This is a genomic window from Roseateles asaccharophilus (assembly GCF_031458115.1).
Taxonomy (GTDB): domain Bacteria; phylum Pseudomonadota; class Gammaproteobacteria; order Burkholderiales; family Burkholderiaceae_C; genus Pelomonas; species Pelomonas asaccharophilus_A.
This window is the reverse complement of the sequence record NZ_JAVDXV010000009.1, coordinates 30,994-55,821: the sequence shown is the minus strand read 5'-3', so window position 1 is coordinate 55,821 and position 24,828 is coordinate 30,994. Positions and strand designations below refer to the sequence as shown.

Here is a 24,828-nt window from a genome sequence, read left to right as displayed (position 1 = left end):
CGAAGGCACTGCACATCATCGGCATGTTCACGCCGAAGTTGGGGTTGCCAATCGTCGTCTTTGCCGTCTTGGTCGGCTTTTCAATCACCGGGGCCACCTCAGCAGCCCGCTCCCATGACCCGTTTTCTTGGGAGCGGGCTACTGAAAAGAATAGAAACAGCGAAAAGCTATCTTTCGGTCGGCCCAGTAGTCGGCCGTGTCGCGAAAGACATCGAGCAGCTGCTCGCGGGCCTCGCGGTCGAAACGCACGTTGTCGGGCAGCTGTTCCAGCACGACGACAAAGCCCGGCTGGCTGCCGGCCTTGTGCACGAGGTCGGTCATGCAGTCATGCAGCGCGTCCAGGTTCTTGCCGAAGTGGGCGGGAAAGAGGAAGGCCTGCGCGATGCCGTCGAGCACGTCCTGCTTGGACTGCGCCTCCGACAGGTTGGCATACAGGAAATGCTGGCCCGCTTCGTGGGCGGCCTGCATCAAGTCCTCGACCCGGTAGGCCCGTATGGCCTGCACGATATTGGGACGGACGGTCTGCAAAAGCATGGTCGCGTTCCTCCTTTCAAGTCACAAAACTGCCAAAACTCGTCTTCGCTCGACCTTCACCGTGCCGCCGTGGCGCGTATGCGCTTGAAGCTGGCATAGTGATCGTCGGTGTAATAACAGACCTCGGGCGCGACAGGCGGCTCGCCGCCACAGACGAGGCGGCGGGCGCCGCGGTTGCGCGCGCCAGGGGTCTTGACCGTGTATTCGCGATAGAAGCCGCGGGCCTTGCGGGGCAGCAAGCGCTCGCGATTGCCGAACACCGTGCCGTCCTTGCTGTACGGAAACGGGCCGCCCGCGTGAACGAGACGGTGCGTTTCCTGGGCCTGGACGGGCAGCTCGCTCAGCCGGATTTCAGCCAGAGCGGGCGTTGCGGTGCCGGGAGCTTCCTTGGCTTGCGCGCCTCCGGCCAGGCCGGAAAGCAGCAGGGCGGACATTGCCGCCGAGGCGCCAGAGCGCGCCAGCCACGAGAGCAAAAACACGGGTTTACCCTGAATTCGAAACCATAATGGTACCGAAGCGACCCCAAAAGCTCAAGCCGCACCCGGGCGCCGGACACTGGATCAGGGGTATGTGAGCCTGCGCTCACACCTCGGTAAGTCGTTGTTCTTGCTGAGGTTGTGATGCGCCTATGACTGGTTTTCTCGAATGAAAACTTCTGTCAATTGGGGGAGTCAGGCCGCTTTTGCCCTGTTCCCCGATGGAACGCGGCGGGGGCCTCAGTTCCGTGCCGCGTTCGCGTCGGCGACGGTCAGTGCCGTCATGTTGACGATGCGCCGCACGGTGGCAGAAGGCGTCAGCACATGCACCGGCTTGGCCGCGCCCAGCAGCACCGGGCCGATGGCGATGCCGCCGCCGGCGGCCGTCTTCAGCAGGTTGTAGGAGATGTTGGCGGCGTCGATGTTGGGCAGCACCAGCAGGTTGGCCTCGCCGGTCAGCGGGCTGTGCGGCATCAGCTGCTTGCGGTAGCCGGCGTCCAGCGCGGTGTCGCCGTGCATCTCGCCGTCGACCTCCAGCCACGGTGCCAGTTGCTGGATCAGCGCCAGCGTGTCGCGCATCTTGATGGCCGACGGCTTGTCGCTGGTGCCGAAGTTGCTGTGCGACAGCAGCGCGGCCTTCGGGGTCAGGCCGAAACGGCACATCTCCTGCGCGGCCATGATGGTGATCTCGGCCAGCTGCTCGGCGGTGGGGTCGTAGTTGACGTGGGTGTCGACCAGCATGACCTGGCGACCCGGCAGGATCAGCCCGTTCATGCAGGCGTACGTCTTCACGCCGGCACGCTTGCCGATGACCTGGTCGATGTAGGCCAGGTGCGTGGCCGTCGTGCCCCAGGTGCCGCACAGCATGCCGTCGACCTCGCCCTTGTGCAGCAGCATGGTGCTGATCAGCGTCAGGCGGCGGCGCATCTCGATCTTGGCGAGCTGCTGGGTCACACCCTTGCGCTCGGTCATGCGCAGATAGGTCTGCCAGTAGTCGCGGTAGCGGTCGTCGTGCTCGACGTTGACGACGTCGTAGTCGCGGCCCTGCTGCAGGCGCAGGCCGAAGCGCTCGCAGCGCTCGGCGATGACGCTGGGGCGGCCGATCAGCGTCGGGCGGGCCAGGTTCTCGTCGACGACCACCTGGGCCGCGCGCAGCACGCGCTCCTCCTCACCCTCGGCATAGGCGATGCGCTTGTTGGGCGCACGCTTGGCAGCGGTGAAGATGGGCTTCATCGTGTTGCCCGACGCGTAGACGAAGCTCTGCAGCTTCTCGCGGTAGGCATCCCAGTCCTGGATGGGGCGAGTGGCGACGCCGGAGTCCATCGCGGCCTTGGCCACGGCCGGTGCGATGCGCATCATCAGCCGTGGGTCGAAGGGCTTGGGGATCAGGTACTCGGCGCCGAAGCTCAGCGTCGCGCCCACGTAGGCGGCGGCCACCACCTCGCTCTGCTCGGCCTGGGCCAGGTCAGCAATGGCGTGAACGGCGGCGATCTCCATCTCGATGTTGATGGTCGTCGCGCCAGAGTCCAGCGCGCCGCGGAAGATGTACGGGAAGCACAGGACGTTGTTGACCTGGTTGGGATAGTCCGTGCGGCCCGTCGCCATGATCGCGTCGCTGCGCACGGCCTGCACCTCTTCGGGCAGGATCTCGGGCGTCGGGTTGGCCAGCGCGAAGATCAGCGGCTTGGCGGCCATCGTGGCCACCATGTCGGCCTTCAGCACGCCGCCGGCGGACAGGCCAAGGAACACGTCGGCGCCTGCGATGACTTCGCGCAGCGAGCGCGCGTCGGTCTTCTGCGCGTACTCGGCCTTGTCCGGGTCCATCAGCTCGGTGCGGCCCTCGTACACGACGCCGGCCAGGTCGGTCACGAAGATGTTCTCGCGCGGCAGGCCCAGCTTGACGAGCAGGCCCAGGCAGGCGAGCGCCGCAGCGCCGGCGCCCGACGTGACCAGCTTGACGTCCTTCACGTCCTTGCCGACGACCTTCAGGCCATTCAGGAAGGCCGCGCCGACGACGATGGCCGTGCCATGCTGGTCGTCGTGGAAGACGGGGATCTTCATGCGCTTGCGCAGCTCGCGCTCGACGTAGAAGCAGTCCGGCGCCTTGATGTCCTCGAGGTTGATGCCGCCGAAGGTGGGCTCCAGCGCGGCGATGCAGTCCACCAGCTTGTCGAGGTCGTTCTGGTCCACCTCGAGGTCGAAGACGTCGATGCCGGCGAACTTCTTGAACAGCACGCCCTTGCCTTCCATGACTGGCTTGGACGCCAGCGGGCCGATGTTGCCCAGGCCCAGCACGGCCGTGCCGTTGGAGACCACGGCCACCAGATTGCCGCGCGACGTGTAGCGGAAGGCGTTGGCCGGATCGGCCACGATTTCCTCGCACGCCGCCGCCACGCCCGGCGAATAGGCCAGCGCCAGATCGCGCTGGTTCACCAGCGACTTGGTCGCCGCGATGGCGACTTTGCCGGGGGTCGGGAACTCGTGGTACTCGAGCGCGGCCTGGCGGAGTTGGGCGCGTTTTTCTTCTGGGCTCTTCATGACGGGGACTAGCTAAGGCCGGCGGGATTGGAATCATGCCACCGCAAGCTGTCACGGCGCGTTGCGGGTGTCCACACGGAGACAATCGCCGCCATGGGTGAATTCGATCTGATCCGGCGCTACTTCCAGCGCCCGGCCGCGGCAGGCGTGGAGGTGGGCGTGGGCGACGACTGCGCCGTGCTGCTGCCCACGCCGGGCGCGTGCTGGCTGGTGTCCAGCGACATGCTGGTGGAAGGCCGGCACTTCCTGTCCACCGTCGACGCGGCCCGGTTGGGCCACAAGGCGCTGGCTGTCAACCTCAGCGACCTGGCCGCCTGTGGTGCGACGCCGCGAGGCTTCACATTGGCGCTGGCGCTGCCGCGCGCTGACGAAGACTGGCTGGCCGGCTTCGCGCGCGGCCTGCTCGCGCTGGCCGATGCCCACGACTGCCCGCTGATCGGCGGCGACACGACGCAGGGGCCGCTCAACATCTGCATCACCGTCTTTGGCGAGGCGCCGCCCGGGCAGGCCTTGCTGCGCAGCGGCGCGCGCGTGGGCGACGACATCTGGGTGTCCGGCCGGCTGGGCGATGCGCGGCTGGCGCTGGAGGTGTTTCGCGGCACGGCGGCGCTGGCGGGCGATGGCTTCGAGGCGGTGCGCGCGGCCATGGAATGCCCCACGCCGCGCGTCGCGCTGGGTCAGGCGTTGCGCGGCATCGCGACGTCGGCGCTCGACGTGTCGGACGGCCTGCTGGGGGACCTGGGCCACATCCTCGCGGCCTCGGGCGTCGGCGCCTGCATCAATGCCGATGCGCTGCCGCGCAGCGCCGTGCTGGCGGCACAGCCGCTGGCGCTGCAGCGCGAATGCGGGCTGGCCGGCGGCGACGACTACGAGCTGGTGTTCACCGCGCCACCCGGTGCCGCGCTGCCCGACGTGGGCATCGCACTGACGCGCATCGGCCGCATCGAAGCCGAGCCGGGACTGCGCGTCGTGGACGGCGGTGGTGAGCCGGTGGTCCACGGCCTGCGCAGCTTCGACCATTTCGCGTCATGAGCGGAGCGCCGGTGCGGCCCACGGCTGCTTTCATGGCGCGCCACCTGGCGCGCTGGATCGCGCTGGGCTTCGGCAGCGGCCTCGCGCCCAGGGCGCCCGGCACGGTCGGCACACTGTGGGCCTGGGCGGCGTTTGCCGTCATGTCGCCGTGGGTGAGCGACCTGGCGTGGGCGCTGCTCATTCTCATCGGCACGCTGGTGGGCTGGTGGGCCTGCACGCGCTGCGCGCAGCATCTGAACACGCCCGACCCGGGGGCTATCGTCTGGGACGAGGTGCTGGCCTTCTGGCTGGTGCTGTGGCTGATCGCGCCGGCCTCGTTCACGGCTCAGGCGGTCGCCTTCGGCCTGTTCCGCTTCTTCGACGCCGCCAAGCCCGGGCCGGTGGGCTGGGCAGACCGGCTGTTCAAGGGCGAGCGGGGCGCGCCCATCGGCTGGCGCCAGGGCCTGGGCATCCTGGTGGACGATTTCGTCGCGGCCGGCTGTACGCTTGCCGTCATCGCGCTGTACCGCTTCCTGATGGGGTGATCATGTTCTCCGAGACCGACGCCTTGATCGACCGCATTGCCGTCGCGCTGATCCGGCGCCGCGAGCGCATCGGCACCGCCGAGAGCTGCACCGGTGGCCTCATCGCCGCGGCCTGCACCAGCCTGTCCGGCTCGAGCGCGTGGTTCGAGCGCGGCGTCGTCAGCTACAGCAACGAGGCCAAGGCCGAACTGCTGGGTGTGCCCAAGGGCCTGATTGCGCTGCACGGCGCCGTCAGCGCCGAGGTGGCCGAGCACATGGCGCGTGGGCTGCTGGCCCATGCGCCCATCGACTGGGCGCTGGCCGTCACCGGCGTGGCCGGGCCCACGGGCGGCAGCGACGCCAAGCCGGTCGGCACGGTGTGGCTGGCGCTGGTGCATGCCGGCCGTCCGGCCCAGGTCTGGCGCGAAAACTTCGGCGGCGACCGCCAGGCGGTGCGCATGCAGACGGTGACGGCCGGGCTGACGGCCTTGTGCGAAGCACTGGAAGACCGCGACCGCTGAGCGCGGTCAGCCCAGCTTGGCCATCATGCTTTCCGCCGTGGCGGCCTCCGGGTCCGGTGGCTGCCAGGAGCTGGCCCACGCGATGAACTGGTCTTGCGGCATGGGTTTGCAGATGTAGTAGCCCTGGCCCTGGTCGCAGCCCAGCTTGCCCAGGATGACCCAGGCCTTCAGCGTCTCCAGGCCTTCGGCCACGACGCTCAGGCCCAGGTTGTGCGCCAGCTCGATGGTGGAGCGCACGATGCGCGCGTCGTCCAGGTCGCGCTCCATCGCCATGACGAAGCTCTTGTCGATCTTCAGCTCGTCCACCGGCAGCCGTTTCAGATACGCCAGCGACGAGTAGCCGGTGCCGAAGTCGTCGATGGACAGCTTGAAGCCCATCGCGTGCAGGTGCTCCAGCGTTGACAGCGCGCGCTCGGGGTCGTCCATGATGGCGCTCTCGGTGATCTCCAGGCACAGCGACGCGGGCGGCACCTGCAGCGGCGTGATCAGGGCTTCGATCTTGGCCGGCAGGTCCTGGTCCATCAGGTCGCGCGTGGACAGGTTGACCGACAGCCGCAGGCTCAGGCCCGCGTCCATCGCCTCGCGCGAGAACTTCGCGGCGCCCGCCAGCACCCAGGCGCTGAGCATGCGAATGAAGCCGGTCTGCTCGGCGAACGGGATGAACTGCATGGGCGGCACCAGGCCGCGCGTGGGGTGCTGCCAGCGCACCAGCGCCTCGGCGCCAACGACGCGGCCCTGGTGCAGGTCCACCTTGGGCTGCAGGTACAGGCGCAGCTCGTCGTTCTCCACCGCGCGGCGCAGCTCGGACAGCAGCGACAGCGACTCCTGGCTGCCCGCGTCCAGCTGCGGGTGGTAAATCAGGCTGCCGCATTGCCGCGTCTTGGCCGCATACATGGCCAGCTCGGCGCGGCCCAGCAGCAGGTTCACGTCCTGGCCATGCTCAGGCAGCAGCACGATGCCGATGCCCGCGCCCAGGTCTATGGTTTCGTTATCGATCTGCAGCGGGCGCTCGAAGTCCTTCAGTATGGCCAGCGCGACCTCGCTGGCGACGCGCGCGTCCGCGTGCGGCACGAGCAGGGCGAACTCGTCACCGGACAGCCGCGCCAGCACCGACTGGATGGGCTCGCACAGCTGCTGCAGCCGCAGCGCCACGGCCTGCAGCAGCCGGTCGCCCACGTCGTGGCCCAGCACGTCGTTGACGTGCTTGAAACGGTCAAGGTCCAGCATAAGCACGGCCGCGGGCGTGTAGGCCTGGTCCATGTGCAACTGCAGGATCTGCGCAAAGCGCGCGCGGTTGGGCAGCTCCGTCAGCTGGTCCACATAAGCCAGCCTGTTGACCAACGCGTCGCGCCCGCGAATGCCTTCACGCATGCTCTCCAGCGCGATGGACAGCTTGTGCACCTCCTCAAGCTCCGGCGCCGCCGGCACGGGGGTCTCGTAGTCGCCGGACTCCAGGCGGCGCGCCGACGCCGACAGCGCCGTGATGGGCCCGCTGATGCCGCGCGCCAGCAGCACGCTGACCAGCGCGAACACGGCCGCGCCCAGCACCGTCAGGCCCAGCAGGATGAGCTGCAGCTGGCGGTAGGGTGCCAGCGCCGCGTCCAGCGAGCGCAGCAGCAGCACGCCCAGGCGCTGATCGCCCACCGGCAGCGCGACGAAGCGGGCGCGCATGCGCTCGCCGGCCAGCTCCAGCACCTGGTCGGGCGTTGGCTTGTCGTGCAGATGCGCCTTCAGCGCGGCGGAGGCCGCGGTGTCCAGGTTGCCCACGATGTCCAGCCACGCGCCGCCGGCAGGCTGCAACAGCACCACGCTGTCCAGGTCGGACAAGGCCTTCAGGTCGTCCAGCACCTCGCGGTCCAGCGCGAAGCCCATGACCACCCAGCCCACCGGCGCCGGCGTGCGCACCTGCACGGCCATCAGTTGGTAGACCTGCCGGCCCTGCACGGCCAGCGCCGCGCCTTCCTTGCTGGTCGACAGCTGGCGCAGCGCCGGCCCGAAGGCGGCCGCGCCGTCTCGCGTGGCGGCCACCAGCTGCAGTTGGTTGTCGAAATAAGCCACGACCGAAGCGCCAATGCGTTCGCCCTGGTTGGTCAACGCGTCGCGGATGGTCTCCACGGTGCCGGCCTCGGCCAGCGACAGGCCCACCGCACCGCGGAAGCCATAGTCCTTGGCCAGCAATTCGGCGGCGTCGTGCAGCTTGCCGGACTGCTGGGCCAGCAGCCGCAGCAGCACGCGCTCGCCGGTCTGCAGCTCGGCGGCCAGTGAACGCTCGGCGTTGTGCGTGATGCTGGCGCGGATGACGCTGAAGCTGACCACCTGCACCACCAGCAGCAGCGCCAAGAACAAGGCCACGATGCGGCCTTGCAGACGGTTCAGGTTCAGCCAGGCTGGCCAGCGCATCGTGTTCGCGTCACTCGGCCAGGTTCAACACGATGGCGCCGCCGGTGGCCGGCACGTCCAGCTTCAGCCGCTGCAGCGTGGGTGTCTTTTGGTTGGCGTGCCAGGCCTTGACCACGTGCTCGCCGGGCGGCAGGTCGAAGGGCGCCTGGCCCTTGTCGTCGGTACGCGCGAAGGTGGGCGTGTCCACCACGACGACGTGTGCACTCATCTTGTCGTGGATGTTGCAACCCAGCGTCGCGACGCCCGGCTTGTCGAACACCACCGGGTCGGTCGGCGTGCCCGAATAGAGCTTGATGTCGATGACCTTGATGGGCGAGAACGAATAGACATGGTGGCGCACCGTGTCGAAATTGGGGAAGTAGACCGACGTGCCGGTCTGCACGACGAGCAGCTGTGGCGTGAACTGGCGTTCGCGCTGGCCCACCTCGGCCTTGGCCGTCGCGGTCTTGGTACCGCGACCGCGCAGCTCGACGGCCACGACCGCGCCGGCCAGCGGCTGGCCGCCAGGCCCGCGCAGCTGCAGGCTCACGGGCACGGCCGGTGCGGCGAGCGGGCTGGAGGCGAGCGCGAGGATGAGGAAGTGACGGGCGGGCGACATGGTGGCGTGCGGCGGCGCCTCGACGATAGCCCAATCGCGCTCAGCGGACCGTGAGAACTGCCCCGGTTTTGCCGCTGGCCGTCTCGGCCAGCATCAGTGCCAGCCGGCGCAGCGCGGCCCAAGGGTCGCTGGGCCAGTCCGGGTGGCGCAGGCCCTTGACGAGGCCGTCGCAGACCTGGGCGGCCTGCACCAGCAGGCCCGCCTGCTGCGCTTCCAGCCGCGGCGCGATGCGCTCGATGAGACGCTCCTTGGCGCCCCACACGCGGGCCTCGCGCATGGCCATGGGCAGTGGCCGGCCGGCGTCCAGTGCGGCGCGCACACGGGCCAGCGCGCGGGCGTCCTCCGCCAGGTTCCAGTGCACCAGCACGGCGGCCTCGCCCTCGGCCTCCAGCCCGTCCAGCATGCGCAGGATGCGCGGCACATTGCCCGACAGCACGGCCTCGCTGAGCTTGAACACGTCGAAGCGCGCCACGTCCAGCACGGCAGCCTCGATCTGCTCCAGCGTCAGTTCCCCCTTGGGGTGCAGCAGCGCCAGCTTCTGCAGTTCCTGGTGGGCGGCCAGCAGGTTGCCCTCCACGCGGTCGGCGAAGAAGGCCAGCGCGCGCTGGCCGTCCTCGCCCTCGGGCACGGACTGGCCTTGCGCCTTCAGGCGCTGGGCCAGCCAGGCCGGCAGGAGGCGGCGCTCGACGGGCTCCACGCGCACGGACACGCCGTTGCCGTCCAGCGCGGTGAACCATGCGCTGGAGAGCTGGGTCTTGTCCAGCCGCGGCAGCGTCACCAGCGTCAGCACGTCGTCGGGCGCGGCCTCGGCATAACGCTGCAGCGCCTCTGAGCCGTCCTTGCCCGGCTTGCCGTTCGGGATGCGGATCTCGATGAACTGGCGCTCAGCGAACAGGCTCATCGCCTGCGCGGCGGCCAGCACCGGCGCCCAGTCGAAGTAGGCGCCGGCCACCGTGAAGATCTGCCGCTCGCCGAAGCCCTGGGCGCGTGCCGCGGCGCGGATCTGGTCGGCGGCCTCCTGCGCCAGCAGCGGCTCGTCGCCGTGCACGGTGTAGATGCGGGCCAGGCCCTTGTTGAGGTGGGCCGACAGGCCCTCCGCGCGCAGTTGCATCAGACCTTGACCGCTGCCAGGCGGCGCATGACCTGCGCGATGGCATCGGAATGCATCGCGCTGTAGAGGTTGGCGGCCTCCTGCTCCTTGGCCAACGCCGCGGTCTCGGTGTAGTTCATGTCGCGGTACAGGCGCAGCTCGACCTTGGGTACCAGCAGGTCGCCGTCGGGGCGGCGCACGAGGTAGTCGAAGTGCAGCCGGAGCTGCCATTCACGCACCTGGCCCACGCTGGTGGACGCGACCACGGTGCGGTCGCGGAACTCGTGCAGCGCCTCCAGCACGACTTGCGCGCGGGCCGGGTCTTCCTGCAGCTGCACCGGCGTGCGCTTGATCTGCCGCTTCAGGCCCAATGCCAGCGGCGAGTCCGGCGGGAAGCCGGTCAGCGCCAGCGACTGGAACGGCAGCTCGGGCTCGCGGCGCAGCTGGAAGCCGCAGCCGGCGAGGGCGGCGGTGCCGATCAGCAGGAGGTGGCGGCGTTGCATCAAACGACGATGTTGACGAGGCGGCCCGGCACGATGACGACCTTCTTCGGCGCCTTGCCTTCGCTGAACTTGGCGAACTCGGGGTTGGCCAGCGCGGCGGCTTCGATGGCGGCCTTGTCGGCACCGGCCGGCACCTTCACCGAGCCACGCAGCTTGCCGTTGACCTGCAGCATCAGCTCGATCTCGTCCTGCACCAGCGCGGCCTCGTCCACCGTGGGCCAGGGCGCGTCCAGCAGGTCGCCCAGCTCGGCGGCGAAGCCCAGGTCCTGCCACAGCGTGTGGCTGATGTGCGGCGTGGCGGGGTAGAGCACGCGCAGCAGCACCGAGAAGCCGTCGCGCACCGCAGCGGCCTGGCCCTCGGCCTTGAATCCCTCCAGCGCATTCAGCAGCTTCATCGCGCCGGAAACGACGGTGTTGTACTGCATGCGCTCGTAGTCGTAGCTGACCTGCTTCAGCACGTTGTGCACCTCGCGGCGCAGCGCCTTGCCGTCACCGTTCAGCGTGGCGTAGTCGGCGCCACCGGTCTTGATCGCGTCGGCATTGCGAGCGCCGAAGTTCCACACGCGCTTCAGGAAGCGGTGCGCGCCTTCGACCGCGGCGTCGTTCCACTCCAGCGTCTGCTCGGGCGGCGACGCGAACATGACGAACAGGCGGGCCGTGTCGGCGCCGTACTGGTCGATCAAGGCCTGCGGGTCCACGCCGTTGTTCTTGGACTTGGACATGGTCGTCATCTCGTAGGTCAACGGCGTGCCGTCGGCCTTCAAGGTGCCGCCAATGATCGCGTCGTTCTCATTGCGAATGACGTCGACCTCATGCTCCCAGTAGTAGTCCTTGCCGCCGCCCTCGGGCTTGTGGAAGAACGCGCCCTTCAGCACCATGCCCTGCGTCAGCAGCTTCTCGAACGGCTCGGACACCGACACCAGCTTCAGGTCGCGCATGACCTTGGTCCAGAAGCGCGCGTACAGCAGGTGCAGGATGGCGTGCTCGATGCCGCCGATGTACTGGTTCATCGGCATCCAGTACTTCGTGCCCTCGGCGACCATGGCCTGGTCGTTGGTCGGGTCGCAGTAGCGCATGAAGTACCAGGACGAATCGACGAAGGTGTCCATCGTGTCCGTCTCGCGGCGCGCGGGCTTGCCGCAGGTGGGGCAGCCGACGTTCAGGAAGCCGGCGTGCTTGTTCAGCGGGTTGCCGCTGCCGTCGGGGATGAGGTCCTCGGGCAACACGACGGGCAGGTCCTTCTCGGGCACCGGCACCACGCCGCAGTCGTCGCAATGGATGATGGGGATGGGCGTGCCCCAGTAGCGCTGGCGGCTGATGCCCCAGTCGCGCAGGCGCCAGGTGGTCTTTTTCTCGCCCAGACCCTTCTCGGCCAGCAGTTCGGCGACCTTGTTGACGGCGTCCACATGGCCCAGGCCATCCAGCATGCCGGAGTTGATGCAGCGACCCTTGGTCTTGTCGCCGTACCACTCGGCCCACTTCTTGTCGTCGTAGGGCTGGCCTTCGACGTCGATGACCTGCTTGATCGGCAGCTGGTACTTCAGCGCGAACGCGAAGTCGCGCTCGTCATGCGCCGGCACGCCCATGACGGCGCCGTCGCCGTAGCTCATCAGCACGTAGTTGCCGACCCAGACCTCGACCTGCGCGCCCGTGATCGGGTGCGTGACGAACAGGCCCGTGGGCACGCCCTTCTTGTCCTGCGTGGCCAGCTCGGCCTCGGTCGTGCCGCCGGCCTTGCATTCCTCGATGAAGGCGGCCACTTCAGGCTTGGTCTTGGCCGCGACGGTGGCCAGCGGATGCTCGGGCGCGACGGCGCAGAAGGTCACGCCCATGATGGTGTCGGCGCGGGTCGTGAACACCCACAGCCGCCCGCCGCCGCCTTCGATGGTGTGCGGGAACGCGAAGCGCACGCCCTGGCTCTTGCCGATCCAGTTCTCCTGCATCAGCCGCACGCGCTCGGGCCAGCCGCTCAGGTAGTTGGGGTCTTCCGGGTTTGCCACCGCCGACAGCAGCTCCTCGGCGTACTGCGTGATCTTCAGGTAGTAGCCGGGGATCTCGCGCTTCTCCACCAGCGCGCCCGAGCGCCAGCCGCGGCCGTCGATGACCTGCTCGTTGGCCAGCACGGTCTGGTCCACTGGGTCCCAGTTGACCACCTGCGTGCGGCGCTCGGCGATGCCGGCCTCCAGCATCTTCAGGAACAGCCACTGGTTCCACTTGTAGTAGCTGGGCTGGCAGGTCGCGACCTCGCGGCTCCAGTCGATGGCCAGGCCCATGGCCTGCATCTGGCCCTTCATGTGGGCGATGTTGGAGTAGGTCCACTGCGCGGGCGGCACCTTGCCCTTCATCGCGGCGTTCTCGGCCGGCAGGCCGAAGGCGTCCCAGCCCATGGGCATCAGGACGTTGTAGCCCTTCATGCGCAGCTGGCGGGCCAGCATGTCGTTGATCGTGTAGTTGCGCACATGGCCCATATGCAGCTTGCCCGAGGGGTAGGGCAGCATGGAGCAGGCGTAGAAGTGCGGCTTGCTGGCGTCCTCGGTGACGCGGTAGGCGTCGCGCTCCGTCCAGTAGGCACGGGCGGCGGCTTCGATCTCGTTCGGGTTGTAGCTGGGCGCTTCGGTCTTGGCGTTCATGCGCCAAATTGTAGGTGGCGCCCTCGCGGCAGCCCTTCGCTCAAGGCTGGGCGACGCTTGCCTGCGCCGGCGCCTGGAGCGCATCGGCCATGGCGCGTGCCAGCAGCTTCACGCCGAGCGCGTTGTGATGCTGGTCTTGCGGGGACACGGCCAGCAGCAGCGGCGAATGCCGGGCGTGGTCGGCATATGTAGGCGCCATGTCCAGCACGGCCGCGCCTTGAGCCCGGGCGATGGCGATGAAGCGGTCCGTATCGCCCTCGAAGTCCGCGCGGCCCAGCGATGGCAGGAAAGGGCGGTCCAGCACCAGCAGCAACCGGCCCTTGACATGGGGCTTGATGCGCTCGAAGAACAACCGGGCCACGGCGTCCGAGCCGGCCTCCAGCGCGTCGTCGGCTTGGCGGCCCGGGGTGCTGGCGGCTTTAAGGGGCGCCTCGGCGCGCAGCTGGCCGGGGATGACCTGGCGGGGCAGGTCGCGCAGCGCACCAGGCGCGGCATTCAGCGAGATCTTGAGCTGGCTGAACAGGTATTGCGCCAGCGCCGAGTGGCGCAGGATGCGCTTCAACGTGCCAGGCGCGGGCTGCAGTTCGCTGCGCGCCACCCCGGTGGTTTTGTCGAGACAGGGCGCCGCGATCTGGCCGGAGCCGCACAGCGACTGGCGGATGTCGCCGGGCCCGATGAGCAGCACGAAGTCCTGCACCTGCCACTGGGCCGCCGCGAAGCGCGCGCGCTCGGCATAGTCCAGCAGCGAGGTGCCGGGGCTGCCGAGGCCATACACCGGGCGTGCGCCGCCCAGCGCCGCCTCCAGCATGGCGTCAGGCCGTTGTGCGGCATCCAGTGCCGCCGCCTCGATGTGGCTGTCGCCGATCAGCGCAACGGCCTTGGGGTTGGGTGTGAAGTCCCGATGCGCCAGGAAGCCTGCATTGTTGGCCTGCATGCGCTGCGCGTGTTGCAGGTCCCAGCCAGCGGAGCTGGTGAAGCGATGCCCCGCGGGGTAGGTCAGGATGGCCGGGTCGAGGTAGTAGCCGGTCTGCGTGGCCGTGGACACCGGCAGCAGGCGCAGCACGAGCTCCAGCAGCACCAGCACCGCCAGTGCGCCCAGGGAGGTTCGCCAGAGCCAGGCCATCGATCGTCAGAAGTTGAAGTAGATGAAGGCGCTGACCGAGTCGCGGGTCGCATTGACCAGCACCAGCGCGGGCACCACCACCGCCAGCGCGCCGGCCAGGTACAGGCGCTTCTGCGGCTGGGCGCGGCACCAGGCCAGCAGGCGCTCGCCCAGCACATTGGTGTTGGGGCCCAACGTGGCCAGGGCGCCCAAGGCCACACACCACAGCGCGCCGGTGCTCACCGAGCGGCCTGCGTTCCAGTAGATCGCGTGGACCGCTTCGCCGCCCGTTGTCACCAGGCCTTGCAGGATGGTGGCCGCCCCGGCAAAGCTGGTGGCACGGAACAGCACCCAGGCCACCATCACCGCCAGCAGCGTCAGCAACCAGGCGCTGAAGCGCCAGGCGCGCCAGCCGGCCAGCCGGGCGAGCACCGGCTCGCCCACCAGGTGCCGGAAGCCGTGGTGCACCATCAGATAGCAACCGTGCAGCGTGCCCCAGGCCACGAAGGTCCAGCTCGCGCCGTGCCACAGGCCGCCGAGGATCATCGTCAGTGCCAGATTGATGTAGCGCCGTGTCGGGCCGTGGCGGTTGCCGCCCAACGCGATGTAGAGGTAGTCGCGCAGGAAGGTGGACAGCGAGATGTGCCAGCGCCGCCAGAACTCGCTGATGTTGGCGGCCCGGTACGGCGAGTTGAAGTTGAACGGCAGCGACACGTTGAACATCCAGGACAGGCCGATGGCCATGTCCGAGTAGCCGCTGAAGTCGAAATAAAGCTGCAGCGTGTAGGCGCACATGGCCAGCCAGCATTCCTGCAGGCTGGGCTGGGCGCCCTGGTCGGCGGCATTGAAGACCAGGTCGGCGTAGGGGCTGATGCCATCGGCCAGCACCACCTTCTTGGCCAGGCCCATCGCGAAGATCGCCAGGCCCGCGCACAGGTGCGCGCCCTGCACACGGCCGATGTCCGGCTTGGCGAACTGCGGCATCATCTGCGAGTGATGCAGCACCGGGCCCGCCACGAGGTGCGGGAAGTAGGTGACGAACAGGCCGTAATGCAGCGGTTGCGCCTCGCGCACCTTGCCCTGGTAGGCATCCACCAGGAACGCGATCTGCGTGAACGTGAAGAACGAGATGCCGATGGGCAGCGTGAGGCCCGGCAGCGGCAGGTCGGCGCCCAGCGCCCGGTTCAGGTTGGCGGTGAAGAAGTCGCCGTACTTGAACAGCGCCAGCAGCGACAGGTTGGCCGTCACGCCTGCAATCATCCAAGCGCGGCTCGCGGACGAACGCCCGGAAATCTGCAGCCCCAGCCAGAAGTTCACGAGGATGGAGCCGCACAGCAGCAGCGTGTCCCGCGGCTCCCAGTGGCTGTAGAACAGCAGCGACGCCGCCAGCAGCCAGGCGATGCCGGCCTTGTTGGACCAGCGGCACAGCAGGAAGAACCCCAGCAGTGCCAGCGGCAGGAAGACGAAGACGAAGGCCGGGGTGGTGAAGAGCATCGGTCGCCGGGCTCAGGGTGCCGAAGCGGCCGCCTGCGCGACGAAGGCGATGCGGTTCAGCCCGGCGGCTTGCACCCAACCGATCAGTTCGGCCACCTGGCCGTAGGGCACGGCGCGGTCGGCGCGCAGCTGCACCTCCAGCTGCGCGTTGGCGCGGCCCAGCTCGGTGATGCGCTTCTGGAAGGCCTCGGGGGACAGGGCCTCGTCACCCAGGTGCAGCTGGCCGTCGGGCGTGATGGCCACCGCGATGGAACTGGGTGCGTCGCTGGGCGTCGCGGCCTCGCTCTTGGGCAGGTCCAGCCGCAGCGAGGCGGTCATCAGCGGCGCGGTGATCATGAAGATGACCAGCAGCACCAGCATGACGTCGATCAGCGGCGTCATGTTGATGTCGCTCATGGGCCGCGAGCCCTCGGGCTTTTCGAGGCGGCCGAATGCCACGATCAATCCTGATCGAGGAGTTCGCGCAGGTCGTGCGCAAAGCCTTCGAGGTCGGCCTCGCAGGCGGCCACCAGCTTGCCGAACACGTTGTAGGCCAGCACAGCGGGAATCGCGACCGCCAGGCCCGCCGCCGTCATGATCAGCGCCTCGCCCACCGGGCCGGAGATCTTCTCGATGGTGATGTTGCCGGCCGCCGAGATGCCGACCAGCGCGTGGTAGATGCCCCAGACGGTGCCGAAAAGACCCACGAACGGTGCCGTGGCGCCGATGGAGGCCAGCAGCACCTGGCCAAACTGCAGCTTGGCCAGCACGAGGTGCAGCGCGTCCCGCAGGCGGCGCGTCAGGCGCGATTCACGCTTGCCGGCCGCTTCCAGCGTTGCCGTGCGGGTCTCGGCCGTGGCGGCGTCCAGCAAGGGCAGCAGCAGCTGTTCAGTGTCGAAGCCCTGCAGCGCGCTGCGGCCTTCAGCCACGCCGGCCGCGGACCAGAACGCCGGCACTGCACGTTGCAGGCCCTTGCGCGCGCGGCGCAGCAGCCAAGTCTTCCACAGGATCAGCGCCCAGGCGCTGACCGACATGGCCAGCAGCAGCAGCGCGACCGCGCGGCCGACCAGGTCGCTTTGGGCCCAGAAGTCCGCGTACATGTCAGCCCCTCGTCCGGCGGGTACGCCGGACGATCCCCCGAGGGGATGCCGGCCGGCTTGGGGCGGCCCGGCGCTCGGCCTGCCCGCGCCCATTCATGCGGTAAATCCCAGCACGTCGTTCATGCCGAACAGGCCGGTCGTCTTGCCGCCCGCCAGGAAGCGTGCGCAGCGCAGGCTGCCCTGGGCGTAGATGCTGCGGTTGGTGGCCTTGTGACTGACCTCGATGCGCTCGCCGACGCCAGCGAACAGCACGGTGTGGTCGCCGATGATGTCGCCGCCGCGCACGGTCGCGAAACCGATGGTCGACGGGTCACGCACACCGGTGACGCCTTCGCGGCCATAGACGGCGCATGCCTTCAGGTCGCGGCCGATCGCGTCGGCGACGACCTGGCCCATCTGCAGCGCGGTGCCGCTGGGCGCGTCCACCTTCATGCGGTGGTGGGCCTCGACGATCTCGATGTCATAGCCTTCGTTCAGCGCACGGGCGGCCATGTCCAGCAGCTTCAGCACGACGTTGACGCCCACGCTCATGTTGGGCGCGAAGACGATGGCCGTGCGCTCGGCCAGTTGGGCGAGCTGCGCCTTCTGCGCCTCGTCGAAGCCGGTGGTGCCGACGACGGCCTTCACGCCCAGGTCGGCGCAGATGGCCAGGTGCTCCAGCGTCGCCTCGGGGCGGGTGAAGTCGATCAGCACGTCGGCGCCGGCCAGGCCAGCTCGCACGTCGTCGCCCTTGTCCAGCGTGACATGCAGCGTGCAGTCGTCGGCGGCCTGAACGGCCTCGATGAGCATCTTGCCCATGCGCCCGGAGGCGCCGGTGATCGCGATCTTCAGCATCAGGAACCCGTCTTGGCCGGCGCGGCGTCCAGCGGCGGATAGGTGCGGCCCGGTGCCGGGCCTTCGGCGGCGGCCGTGGGCGCGGCCTCGGCGCTCTTCTTGGGCGGCGGGAGCGCGCTGCGCTCGGCGTCAGTCAGCGCCAGCTTGGGTTGCTTGCCGTCCGGCTTGAAAGTGTTGATGGAGGCGACGAACTCGTTCTCGGTCGGCAGGTCGTCCGGCACGGTCAGCGTCTTCAGCTTGTCGCCGTCGAACTCGGCGATGACCAGGCGGTGCTGCTCGGGCGCGCCCTGGCGGCGGATCGTGAACGGGTAGTCCCAGCGCGACTCATGGAACACGTCGGTCAGCAGCGGCGAGCCCAGCAGGTCGCGGACCTGGGCCCTGGGCATGCCGGGCTTGACGCGGGCGACCATTTCCTTGGTCAGCACATTGCCCTGCACCACTTCCACGCGGTAGGGCGTGACAAAGCCCAGCACCTTGTCGCCGGTGACGGAGGGCAGCTTGGCCCAGGTGGGCAGATAGGAGCAGCCGCCAAGCAGCGCGAGCAGCGGGAGAGAGGCAAGCAGGGAACGCATGGGCGGCTGACAGAAGGGACGAAAAAGCACCGGCCGGAGGCCCGGCTGGCTATGATCGCGCGGATTCTAGCGGGGCCCCTTCCAGGCTCCGGCCCACCCGCCATGCCCTCTTCTTCCAAGAACCAGACCAGCGACATCAAGAACAGCGGCCTCAAGGCGACGCTGCCGCGCATCAAGATCCTCGAGATCTTCCAGCGCGCCCAGCAGCGCCACATGACGGCCGAGGATGTCTACAAGGCCCTGCTCAACGAGGGGGCCGACATCGGCCTGGCCACGGTCTACCGCGTGTTGCAGCAGTTCGAGCAGGCGGGCCTGCTGAGCCGCAACCATTTCGAGACCGGCAAGGCCGTCTACGAACTGAATGAAGGCCACCACCACGACCATCTGGTGTGCCTGAACTGCGGCAAGGTCGAGGAGTTCTTCGATCCGGGCATCGAGGAGCGCCAGCACAGCATCGCCGGCGAGCGCGGCTTCAAGCTGCAGGAGCATTCGCTGGCGCTGTACGCCACCTGCATCAAGACCGACTGCCCGAACAAGGGCTGAGTCAGCCCTGAGCGGCTCGGGCGCGTATCGCGGCGAAGCTGTCGTCCACCAGCAGGCGGCCGTCCTCGTAGACGGTGCGCATCACCTCGGCGGCACCGCTGGCGCGCGCCTCGTGATAGCCCGGGGCATCCAGGCGCATGGTGGCGTACACGCCGTCGCGCTGCAGCAGCGTCAGGCGCCCGGCCTTGCTGCGCTTGGCGGGGTCGGTGACGGGCGCCTTGAAGACGTCGCGCCAGGCACCGTCGACCTGCGCCGCCGACGCCTTCATCGCGAAGCCCAGCGTGTCGCGGTTCACCTGCTGCAGCAGCGCGCCGCCCTGGCCGAAGGCGACGTTGTCCGCCGAATAGCCGGCGCCGAGCAGCGCCGCCAGGATGTTGGCGATGGACTCGCGCGTGATGCCGTCGCCCTGGATGACGCGCACATGCTTCAAGACCTTGTAGCCCTTGGCGTTGACGTCGCTGCCGAAGCTCGCGTCCAGCGACTGCACGGTGCGCAGAACGATGGCAGTCGGCTCGCCGCTGTCCGGGCGGATGACGACCGTGGCGCCGCTGGCGATGACCTCGTCACGCAGCGCATCGCCCCACAGCCGGCACACGGCGGCGTCCAGGTCGTAGGAGTCGGACACGACGGCCAGCAGTGCGCCCGGCTTGCCGAACTGGCGCAGCATGTTGCGGTAGGCGTCCAACTCGCCGTCGCGGCCCCAGGCGGTGATGGTGCTGTGCTCGGCCGCCGGGATGGAGAAGCCGGCCATGGGCTCGCCGTAGTAGGCCCGCGCGCCCAGTAGCGCGGTCATGGTGTCGGTGCCCTGGAAGTTCACCAGATGGGCCATGCCGCCGAGCATGGCGGACTCCAGCGACGACACGCCGCGGGCGCCGAAGTCGTGCAGTTTGAAGGGCAGGCCTGCGGGGTCGCCGCTGCGCTGCAGCGCGTCACCGATGATGCGGCGCGTCGCGTGGCTCAGCGTGGCCACCGTGGTCGGGTACCAGACGCGCAGCAGCGCGGTCTCGACATAACTGGTCAGCCAGGCGCAGGCCGGATCGGTGTTCTCCACGGTGACCAGCGCGTGGTTGACCGGCACCACCGTGCCCTCGGGCACCGCGCGTATGCGCAGCGGCAGCCGGCCGCCATGGGCCTGGACGATGTGAAGCCAGCCGTCGCGGTTGAACGGCACGCCGTGCCCGGTGCAGACCTCGTCGGCCAGCGCCACGTCGTCGGCCGTGACCGGCTTGCTGAAGTACTCCTTCAGCAGCGCCTGCAGGCCGAAGAACACCGTGTACGGCAGGCTGCCGCCGCGCGCCTCGATGTAGCTGAAGACGTGGCTCGTGCCGGGCGGGTACTGCAGCCAGTGGCTGGCCTTGTAGCTGTCCGTGTTCAGGACCAGCAGGTGGGCGATGTCGACCAGGCCGTTCAGCATCAGTCGATGGCGCCGCTGTCGATGGCGCGCTGGTGGCGCTCGACGAATTCCTTGTACGTGTCGATGCCGCGCAGCTGCAGGATGGTGTTGCGCACGGCGGCCTCCACCAGCACCGCCAGGTTGCGGCCGGCGTCCACGGCGATGACGACCTTGCGCACCGGCATGCCCAGCACGTCCTCGTGCAGCGGCTCGTAGGGCAGGCGCTCGAAGTCGCGCTCCATCGTCTCCTTGCGCACCAGATGCACGATGAGCTTCAGGCGCATCTTGCGGCGCACGGCGGTCTCGCCAAAGATGGCCTTGATGTCCAGCAGGCCGATGCCGCGCACCTCCAGCAGGTTCAGCAGCAGCTCGGGGCAGCGGCCTTCGATGGCGGTCTGGGCGATGCGGAAGAAGTCCACCGCGTCGTCGGCCACCAGGCCGTGGCCGCGCGAGATCAGCTCCAGCCCCAGTTCGCTCTTGCCCAGGCCGGACTCACCGGTCAGCAGCACGCCCAGGCCCAGGATGTCCATGAACACGCCGTGGCGCGTCGTGCGGTTGGCGAACAGCTGCGACAGGTAGCCGCGCACCAGGTCGATGACGTGGCCGGCGGACTCGGCGGTGCGGAACAGCGGGATCTCGGCGCGGTCGCACATGGCCACCAGCCGCGCCGGCGGCTGGCAGTCGTCGGCCACGATGATGACGGGCGGCTCCAGCGTGACGATGCGCGAGATGCGGCGGTCCTGGATCTCCGTCGTTTCCTGGCTCAGGTAGGCCACCTCGCGGCGACCCACGATCTGCACTCGGTATGGGTGGATGTAATTCAGGTAGCCCACCAGGTCGGCGGCGCTCTGCGCGTCGCGCACGGCGGCCTCGTCGAAGCGGCGCTCCGGGTGGGCGTGGCCGGCGATCCACTCCCAGCGCAGCGCCTCGAGGTGTTCTTCGAATAGGCGCTCGGCGCTGATGGAGGTGGGCTTCAAGTCGTGTCCGTCCGGCGCGGCTCAGCGGCCGCTTCTAAGGGTTTGTGCGAAGCGTCGAACAGGGGCGCATCAGGCGACGGACTTCAGCGGTTCCCAGGCCGAGATGAGCTTGTGCAGCGTGGCGGCCTCGGCCTCGGTCTTCAGCTGCTCGCGCAGTTCGCGGTCCGACAGCATCTCGGCGATCTCGGACAGGATTTCCAGATGGCGCTGCGTCGCGGCCTCGGGCACCAGCAGGAAGATCAGCAGGCCCACGGGTTCGTCGTCCGGCGCATCGAAGCCGATGGGCTGCTGCAGTCGCAGCACGGCGGCCAGCGGGTTCTTCAGGCCTTTGACGCGGCCGTGCGGAATGGCGACACCATGCCCCAGGCCGGTGGAGCCCAGGCGCTCGCGCGCGAACAGGTTGTCGGTGACCAGCGCCCGGGCCATCTGGTGGTGGTTCTCGAACAGCAGACCTGCATGCTCGAAGGCGCGTTTCTTGCTGGACGCATCCACATTCACCAACACGTTGTCGGCGGGCAGGATGGCGGCGAGACGATTCATGGTCGGAGGCCTGGCTTCGGGGGCGCCGATCGGGCGCGGCCGCGGCCGGCGGTTTGGGTCATCAAGGCCTCAGATTATGGAACTGCACGCCGATTTGGGGAGATCGGTTGATCCCGCAGGCGTGCAAAACCTGTGTTGCGGCCCCTGAACGAGTGCTTTTGCGGCACTGCAGCAACAGCCACGCGGGCTCGATTGCGCATCGCAAAAAAGAAGGCGGCCCGACGGCCGCCTGACTTTTGCGCGCCGAAGGGCTTCAGCGGGCGGGAACCTCCATGCGCTTGGCGGAGGCGTGGTGGTGATCCTGGACCTTGTCCTTGTGGCGGCAGACCTGGCGGTCCAGCTTGTCCATCAGTTGATCAATGGCGGCGTAAAGGTCTTCGTGGGATTGCTCGACGAAGATGTCGCGTCCCTTCACGTGCAGCGTGACTTCGGCTCGCTGCCGGCGCTCCTTCTCCTTTTGCTTTTCCACGGTCAGCAGGACGTTGATGTCAACGACCTGGTCGAAGTGGCGGGTCACACGGTCCAGCTTGGTGAGTACGTACTCGCGCAGAGCGGGCGTGACTTCGAGGTGATGGCCACTGATCGTCAGATTCATAAAGCCTCCTTTCAGAGGGTTGGGTCGGGAAAACGGAACCAGAAAACTGAGAACGAGAGGGGAGAAGAGGAGGGGGATTTCAGGTAGCGGAGTTGGGTGGGAGTGGGGGAATCGACGAGCCCAGTTTGCGCGCGAAGGGGCGGCGTGACAAGAGGATGACGGTGAGGTTTTGTGCGCTGCGGGGCCTCGTTTTCGCGCCTTCTTTCACACCTTGCAGCGGTGCAATAATCCTCGGCTATCCCCCCCTACGGAGAACTTCTTGGACAGCGATCACCCTCGGTGACCGTCCGCTCCCGTTGCGCGCGCCGCTGGCCGCGCAGCCGCCCGGAGTGAGACGGTTGACCTGAATCCCGCCACCCCGGACGGCGCTCCCGTCGTCCCCGCTACAAGCCGCTGAAAGACGACGGATGCTGAATGTGTTCACGCTGGATAACGGGCGCCTGAAGGGCGGCCTGTTCCAGGAAGAAATCGAGACCGCCGAAGACCTGGCCCAGTCGCGCCCGGTATGGGTCGACCTGGAAAGCCCCAGCACCGAGGAAAAGGGCTGGATACGCGACCGCTTCGGCCTGACCATCCCCGAGGACATCGTCGACGAAGACCTGGAAGAGTCGGCACGCTTCTACGAGGAAGACAACGGCGAGTTGCACATCCGCTCCGACTTTCTCATCGAGGGCGACGACGGGCAGGAAGGCAAGTCGGCGCGCAACGTGCGCGTGGCCTTCATCTTGTTCAACAACGTGCTGTTCTCCATCCACAACGAGGACTTGCCGGTGTTCCGGCTGCTGCGGCTGCGGGCGCGGCGCATTCCGGCGTTGATCGAGGACGCCAAGGACGTGCTGCTGAAGCTGTACGACGCCGACGCCGAGTACTCGGCCGACGTGCTGGAGGGCATCTACGACAAGCTGGAGGCCGTCAGCGCTCGCGTGCTGAAGAGCGACGTGACCGACGCCGAGGCGGGTGAAGTGCTGTCGGCCATCGCCCGCGAGGAAGACTTGAACGGCCGCATCCGCCGCAACGTGATGGACACGCGCCGCGCGGTCAGCTTCATGATGCGCAGCCGCATGCTGAACGCCGAGCAGTTTGAGGAATCGCGCCAGATCCTGCGTGACATCGACTCACTCGATTCCCACACGGCGTTTCTTTTCGACAAGATCAACTTCCTGATGGACGCCACGGTCGGCTTCATCAACATCAACCAGAACAAGATCATCAAGATCTTCTCGGTGGCCAGCGTCGCGCTGCTGCCGCCCACGCTGATCGCGTCCATCTATGGCATGAACTTCCAGCACATGCCGGAACTGGCGTCCGAATGGGGCTATCCCTTCGCGCTGGTGCTGATGCTGCTGTCGGTGGCCGCGCCCTTCATCTACTTCCGCCGCAAAGGCTGGTTGAAATAGACCACCCCCTACGCGCTTCGCGCGCCCCCTCCACGGGGCACTGCCGACGGACCGGCGGAGCTGGATCCGTGGCAGTCGCTTGGCCAGGCACTACTGAAGGCAAAGGGCCTATGTCATCGACATAGGCCCTGCTTGTAAAAGTGGCCGCAGAACGCCTCGAAGCCAACGAGGGAGGGAGGGAGGAGGAGGAGAACGGCTCCGAGATTGCTGCTCTGAACCCAGAGAGGTTGCGCGACCCAAATTCGGTGGTGAAGTCAGAGCGCCTCCTCGCGCCCGGGTTTTACCTGTGTAGCTTGAGAGTGGGGCTGTCGCAGCAAGTTCCAAGGCCCTGTCGCCCGTTCTGGCGACGATTGTTGCGACCGCTTCGCGGTGCTCAGAGTCAGCTCTAACTTCGAGTTCAGATTACAAACAGTCTCACTTTTCGCGTGGGGCGTTCAACGCTCGATTCGGCGGCGTTGAGGGCAGCCGCTAGCACCGCTGGCGGGGAAGTGGCCGGTCAACTTTAGAATCGCGCCTCTAAGGCCGGATTTCTTCCGCATCACCGGCCTGCCAAGGACGTATTCATGCTCTACCCCGAACTTTTCAAGCAACTCGAAGCCGTGCGCTGGAACATGGACACGGACATTCCCTGGGACAAGTTCGATGCGAGCAAGCTCTCCGACGAGCAGGCCCAGACGATCAAGATGAACGCCATCACCGAATGGTCGGCCCTGCCCGCCACGGAGATGTTCCTGCGCGACAACCGCGAGGACAGCGACTTCTCGGCCTTCATGTCGGTCTGGTTCTTCGAGGAGCAGAAGCACAGCCTGGTGCTGATGGAGTACCTGAAGCGCTTCCGCCCCGACCTCGTGCCCACCGAGGCCGAGCTGCATGAGGTGCGCTTCGACTTCGACCCGGCGCCGGCGCTGGAAACGCTGATGCTGCACTTCTGCGGCGAGATCCGCCTGAACCACTGGTACCGCCGTGCCGCCGAATGGCACACCGAGCCGGTCATCAAGGCCATCTACGAAACGCTGTCGCGCGACGAGGCCCGCCACGGTGGCGCCTACCTGCGCTACATGAAGCGCGCCATGGTCAAGTTCGGCGACGAGGCCCGCGCCGCGTTCGCCAAGGTGGGCGTGCTGATGGCCAGCGCCCGCCGCACGGCCCAAGCGCTGCACCCGACCAACCTGCACGTGAACGCCAAGCTGTTCCCGCGCGACACCATCCAGAGCCGCCTGCCCGACCCGCAGTGGCTGGAGCATTGGCTGGACAAGCAGATCCAGTTCGACTCCGTGTGGGAGAACAAGGTCGTCGAGCGTATCCTGCACAACATGAGCCTGCTGATGGACCGCAGCTTCGCCAGCGTTCAGGAGCTGAACCGCTTCCGCAAGGAAATGGCAGCGCGCCTGACGCCGCCGGCCGCCGGGGCACCGGCCTGACGCTTGCTTGATCCGCAATGAAAAACCGGGGCCTTGAGCCCCGGTTTTTTGTTTTG

General features: G+C 67.9%; 24 protein-coding genes. 6 read left to right on the top strand and 18 right to left on the bottom strand.

Going from position 1 to position 24,828, the window contains the following annotated elements; all coding sequences use genetic code 11:
* Positions 1-138: 138 nt before the first annotated feature.
* The 3 genes from J2X21_RS21175 to J2X21_RS21165 all read right to left on the bottom strand — a co-directional run bounded on the left by J2X21_RS21175 (position 139) and on the right by J2X21_RS21165 (position 3,548).
* On the bottom strand, positions 139-534 hold the full coding sequence (locus J2X21_RS21175; RefSeq protein ID WP_293500580.1) for a barstar family protein: 396 nt from the start codon (positions 532-534) through the stop codon (positions 139-141).
* Between the two features lie 56 nt (positions 535-590).
* The gene (locus tag J2X21_RS21170; protein ID WP_310331934.1) at positions 591-968 is read right to left on the bottom strand and encodes a guanyl-specific ribonuclease; all 378 of its coding nucleotides are present in this window, start codon (positions 966-968) and stop codon (positions 591-593) included.
* A 282-nt stretch (positions 969-1,250) separates the two neighbouring features.
* Complete coding sequence (locus J2X21_RS21165; RefSeq protein ID WP_310331932.1) at positions 1,251-3,548, bottom strand: NADP-dependent malic enzyme; 2,298 nt, start codon at positions 3,546-3,548, stop codon at positions 1,251-1,253.
* A gap of 93 nt (positions 3,549-3,641) precedes the next feature.
* Between J2X21_RS21165 and thiL the strand changes: the two genes are divergently transcribed.
* Genes thiL through J2X21_RS21150 form a run of 3 tightly spaced genes read left to right on the top strand, consistent with a single transcriptional unit; the run spans position 3,642 to position 5,604 of the window.
* Positions 3,642-4,580 (top strand): thiamine-phosphate kinase, encoded by a 939-nt coding sequence (gene thiL / locus J2X21_RS21160; protein ID WP_310331931.1) that lies wholly within the window; start codon positions 3,642-3,644, stop codon positions 4,578-4,580.
* Positions 4,581-4,612: 32 nt separating this feature from the next.
* The gene (locus J2X21_RS21155; protein ID WP_310331929.1) at positions 4,613-5,104 is read left to right on the top strand and encodes a phosphatidylglycerophosphatase A family protein; all 492 of its coding nucleotides are present in this window, start codon (positions 4,613-4,615) and stop codon (positions 5,102-5,104) included.
* A gap of 2 nt (positions 5,105-5,106) precedes the next feature.
* On the top strand, positions 5,107-5,604 hold the full coding sequence (locus tag J2X21_RS21150; protein WP_310331927.1) for a CinA family protein: 498 nt from the start codon (positions 5,107-5,109) through the stop codon (positions 5,602-5,604).
* A 6-nt stretch (positions 5,605-5,610) separates the two neighbouring features.
* Here J2X21_RS21150 and J2X21_RS21145 read toward each other — a convergent pair whose 3' ends face one another.
* The 11 genes from J2X21_RS21145 to J2X21_RS21095 all read right to left on the bottom strand — a co-directional run bounded on the left by J2X21_RS21145 (position 5,611) and on the right by J2X21_RS21095 (position 17,906).
* A complete protein-coding gene (locus tag J2X21_RS21145; protein WP_310331925.1) occupies positions 5,611-8,004 on the bottom strand; it encodes a putative bifunctional diguanylate cyclase/phosphodiesterase in 2,394 nt (797 codons plus the stop codon).
* Between the two features lie 10 nt (positions 8,005-8,014).
* Positions 8,015-8,602 (bottom strand): methylamine utilization protein, encoded by a 588-nt coding sequence (locus J2X21_RS21140; RefSeq protein ID WP_310331922.1) that lies wholly within the window; start codon positions 8,600-8,602, stop codon positions 8,015-8,017.
* Between the two features lie 40 nt (positions 8,603-8,642).
* Complete coding sequence (gene holA / locus J2X21_RS21135; protein WP_310331921.1) at positions 8,643-9,713, bottom strand: DNA polymerase III subunit delta; 1,071 nt, start codon at positions 9,711-9,713, stop codon at positions 8,643-8,645.
* Positions 9,713-10,195 (bottom strand): LPS-assembly lipoprotein LptE, encoded by a 483-nt coding sequence (locus J2X21_RS21130; RefSeq protein ID WP_310331920.1) that lies wholly within the window; start codon positions 10,193-10,195, stop codon positions 9,713-9,715. The genes holA and J2X21_RS21130 overlap by 1 nt, the downstream gene beginning before the upstream one ends.
* On the bottom strand, positions 10,195-12,825 hold the full coding sequence (gene leuS / locus J2X21_RS21125; RefSeq protein WP_310331918.1) for a leucine--tRNA ligase: 2,631 nt from the start codon (positions 12,823-12,825) through the stop codon (positions 10,195-10,197). The genes J2X21_RS21130 and leuS overlap by 1 nt, the downstream gene beginning before the upstream one ends.
* Positions 12,826-12,865: 40 nt before the next feature.
* Positions 12,866-13,948, bottom strand: coding sequence for a hypothetical protein (locus J2X21_RS21120; RefSeq protein WP_310331917.1), 1,083 nt, complete (start codon positions 13,946-13,948; stop codon positions 12,866-12,868).
* A 6-nt stretch (positions 13,949-13,954) separates the two neighbouring features.
* Positions 13,955-15,421, bottom strand: coding sequence for an MBOAT family O-acyltransferase (locus tag J2X21_RS21115; RefSeq protein ID WP_310331916.1), 1,467 nt, complete (start codon positions 15,419-15,421; stop codon positions 13,955-13,957).
* A 12-nt stretch (positions 15,422-15,433) separates the two neighbouring features.
* The gene (locus J2X21_RS21110; protein WP_310331915.1) at positions 15,434-15,859 is read right to left on the bottom strand and encodes an ExbD/TolR family protein; all 426 of its coding nucleotides are present in this window, start codon (positions 15,857-15,859) and stop codon (positions 15,434-15,436) included.
* Between the two features lie 2 nt (positions 15,860-15,861).
* A complete protein-coding gene (locus tag J2X21_RS21105; protein WP_310331913.1) occupies positions 15,862-16,500 on the bottom strand; it encodes a MotA/TolQ/ExbB proton channel family protein in 639 nt (212 codons plus the stop codon).
* A gap of 93 nt (positions 16,501-16,593) precedes the next feature.
* On the bottom strand, positions 16,594-17,334 hold the full coding sequence (gene dapB / locus J2X21_RS21100) for a 4-hydroxy-tetrahydrodipicolinate reductase (protein ID WP_310331911.1): 741 nt from the start codon (positions 17,332-17,334) through the stop codon (positions 16,594-16,596).
* Positions 17,334-17,906 (bottom strand): outer membrane protein assembly factor BamE, encoded by a 573-nt coding sequence (locus tag J2X21_RS21095; protein ID WP_310331910.1) that lies wholly within the window; start codon positions 17,904-17,906, stop codon positions 17,334-17,336. The genes dapB and J2X21_RS21095 overlap by 1 nt, the downstream gene beginning before the upstream one ends.
* A 102-nt stretch (positions 17,907-18,008) precedes the next feature.
* On the opposite strand from J2X21_RS21095, the gene fur reads away from it, so the two are divergent.
* Complete coding sequence (gene fur / locus J2X21_RS21090; RefSeq protein WP_310331908.1) at positions 18,009-18,449, top strand: ferric iron uptake transcriptional regulator; 441 nt, start codon at positions 18,009-18,011, stop codon at positions 18,447-18,449.
* Between the two features lies 1 nt (position 18,450).
* Here fur and J2X21_RS21085 read toward each other — a convergent pair whose 3' ends face one another.
* From J2X21_RS21085 to hpf, 4 genes are all read right to left on the bottom strand, one after another.
* Positions 18,451-19,863, bottom strand: a complete 1,413-nt coding sequence (locus J2X21_RS21085) for a nicotinate phosphoribosyltransferase (RefSeq protein ID WP_310331906.1) — start codon at positions 19,861-19,863, stop codon at positions 18,451-18,453.
* A complete protein-coding gene (gene hprK, locus J2X21_RS21080; protein ID WP_310331905.1) occupies positions 19,863-20,819 on the bottom strand; it encodes an HPr(Ser) kinase/phosphatase in 957 nt (318 codons plus the stop codon). Before hprK ends, J2X21_RS21085 begins: the two co-directional genes overlap by 1 nt.
* Positions 20,820-20,888: 69 nt before the next feature.
* Entirely contained in the window at positions 20,889-21,359 is a 471-nt protein-coding gene (locus J2X21_RS21075) for a PTS sugar transporter subunit IIA (protein ID WP_310331904.1), read from the bottom strand.
* A 253-nt stretch (positions 21,360-21,612) separates the two neighbouring features.
* Complete coding sequence (hpf, locus tag J2X21_RS21070) at positions 21,613-21,954, bottom strand: ribosome hibernation-promoting factor, HPF/YfiA family (RefSeq protein WP_310331903.1); 342 nt, start codon at positions 21,952-21,954, stop codon at positions 21,613-21,615.
* Positions 21,955-22,361: 407 nt separating this feature from the next.
* Here hpf and corA point away from each other — a divergent pair, with 407 nt between their 5' ends.
* Both corA and J2X21_RS21060 read left to right on the top strand, forming a co-directional pair.
* Complete coding sequence (gene corA, locus J2X21_RS21065; protein WP_310331902.1) at positions 22,362-23,351, top strand: magnesium/cobalt transporter CorA; 990 nt, start codon at positions 22,362-22,364, stop codon at positions 23,349-23,351.
* 563 nt (positions 23,352-23,914) lie between these two features.
* Complete coding sequence (locus J2X21_RS21060) at positions 23,915-24,772, top strand: ferritin family protein (RefSeq protein ID WP_310331900.1); 858 nt, start codon at positions 23,915-23,917, stop codon at positions 24,770-24,772.
* The last annotated feature ends 56 nt before the right edge of the window (positions 24,773-24,828 follow it).

Bases quoted from the DNA above. Each gene is read 5' to 3' on its own strand.
- J2X21_RS21075 (WP_310331904.1), bottom strand. From the start codon at position 21,359: ATGAATCGTCTCGCCGCCATCCTGCCCGCCGACAACGTGTTGGTGAAT.
- J2X21_RS21155 (WP_310331929.1), top strand. From the start codon at position 4,613: ATGGCGCGCCACCTGGCGCGCTGGATCGCGCTGGGCTTCGGCAGCGGC.
- J2X21_RS21105 (WP_310331913.1), bottom strand. From the start codon at position 16,500: ATGTACGCGGACTTCTGGGCCCAAAGCGACCTGGTCGGCCGCGCGGTC.
- J2X21_RS21085 (WP_310331906.1), bottom strand. From the start codon at position 19,863: ATGCTGAACGGCCTGGTCGACATCGCCCACCTGCTGGTCCTGAACACG.
- J2X21_RS21150 (WP_310331927.1), top strand. From the start codon at position 5,107: ATGTTCTCCGAGACCGACGCCTTGATCGACCGCATTGCCGTCGCGCTG.
- hpf (WP_310331903.1), bottom strand. From the start codon at position 21,954: ATGAATCTGACGATCAGTGGCCATCACCTCGAAGTCACGCCCGCTCTG.
- J2X21_RS21095 (WP_310331910.1), bottom strand. From the start codon at position 17,906: ATGCGTTCCCTGCTTGCCTCTCTCCCGCTGCTCGCGCTGCTTGGCGGC.
- J2X21_RS21170 (WP_310331934.1), bottom strand. From the start codon at position 968: ATGTCCGCCCTGCTGCTTTCCGGCCTGGCCGGAGGCGCGCAAGCCAAG.
- J2X21_RS21140 (WP_310331922.1), bottom strand. From the start codon at position 8,602: ATGTCGCCCGCCCGTCACTTCCTCATCCTCGCGCTCGCCTCCAGCCCG.
- J2X21_RS21175 (WP_293500580.1), bottom strand. From the start codon at position 534: ATGCTTTTGCAGACCGTCCGTCCCAATATCGTGCAGGCCATACGGGCC.
- fur (WP_310331908.1), top strand. From the start codon at position 18,009: ATGCCCTCTTCTTCCAAGAACCAGACCAGCGACATCAAGAACAGCGGC.
- thiL (WP_310331931.1), top strand. From the start codon at position 3,642: ATGGGTGAATTCGATCTGATCCGGCGCTACTTCCAGCGCCCGGCCGCG.
- dapB (WP_310331911.1), bottom strand. From the start codon at position 17,334: ATGCTGAAGATCGCGATCACCGGCGCCTCCGGGCGCATGGGCAAGATG.
- holA (WP_310331921.1), bottom strand. From the start codon at position 9,713: ATGCAACTGCGCGCGGAGGGCCTGTCGGCCCACCTCAACAAGGGCCTG.
- J2X21_RS21145 (WP_310331925.1), bottom strand. From the start codon at position 8,004: ATGCGCTGGCCAGCCTGGCTGAACCTGAACCGTCTGCAAGGCCGCATC.
- J2X21_RS21120 (WP_310331917.1), bottom strand. From the start codon at position 13,948: ATGGCCTGGCTCTGGCGAACCTCCCTGGGCGCACTGGCGGTGCTGGTG.
- J2X21_RS21165 (WP_310331932.1), bottom strand. From the start codon at position 3,548: ATGAAGAGCCCAGAAGAAAAACGCGCCCAACTCCGCCAGGCCGCGCTC.
- J2X21_RS21130 (WP_310331920.1), bottom strand. From the start codon at position 10,195: ATGCAACGCCGCCACCTCCTGCTGATCGGCACCGCCGCCCTCGCCGGC.
- J2X21_RS21115 (WP_310331916.1), bottom strand. From the start codon at position 15,421: ATGCTCTTCACCACCCCGGCCTTCGTCTTCGTCTTCCTGCCGCTGGCA.
- leuS (WP_310331918.1), bottom strand. From the start codon at position 12,825: ATGAACGCCAAGACCGAAGCGCCCAGCTACAACCCGAACGAGATCGAA.
- corA (WP_310331902.1), top strand. From the start codon at position 22,362: ATGCTGAATGTGTTCACGCTGGATAACGGGCGCCTGAAGGGCGGCCTG.
- J2X21_RS21060 (WP_310331900.1), top strand. From the start codon at position 23,915: ATGCTCTACCCCGAACTTTTCAAGCAACTCGAAGCCGTGCGCTGGAAC.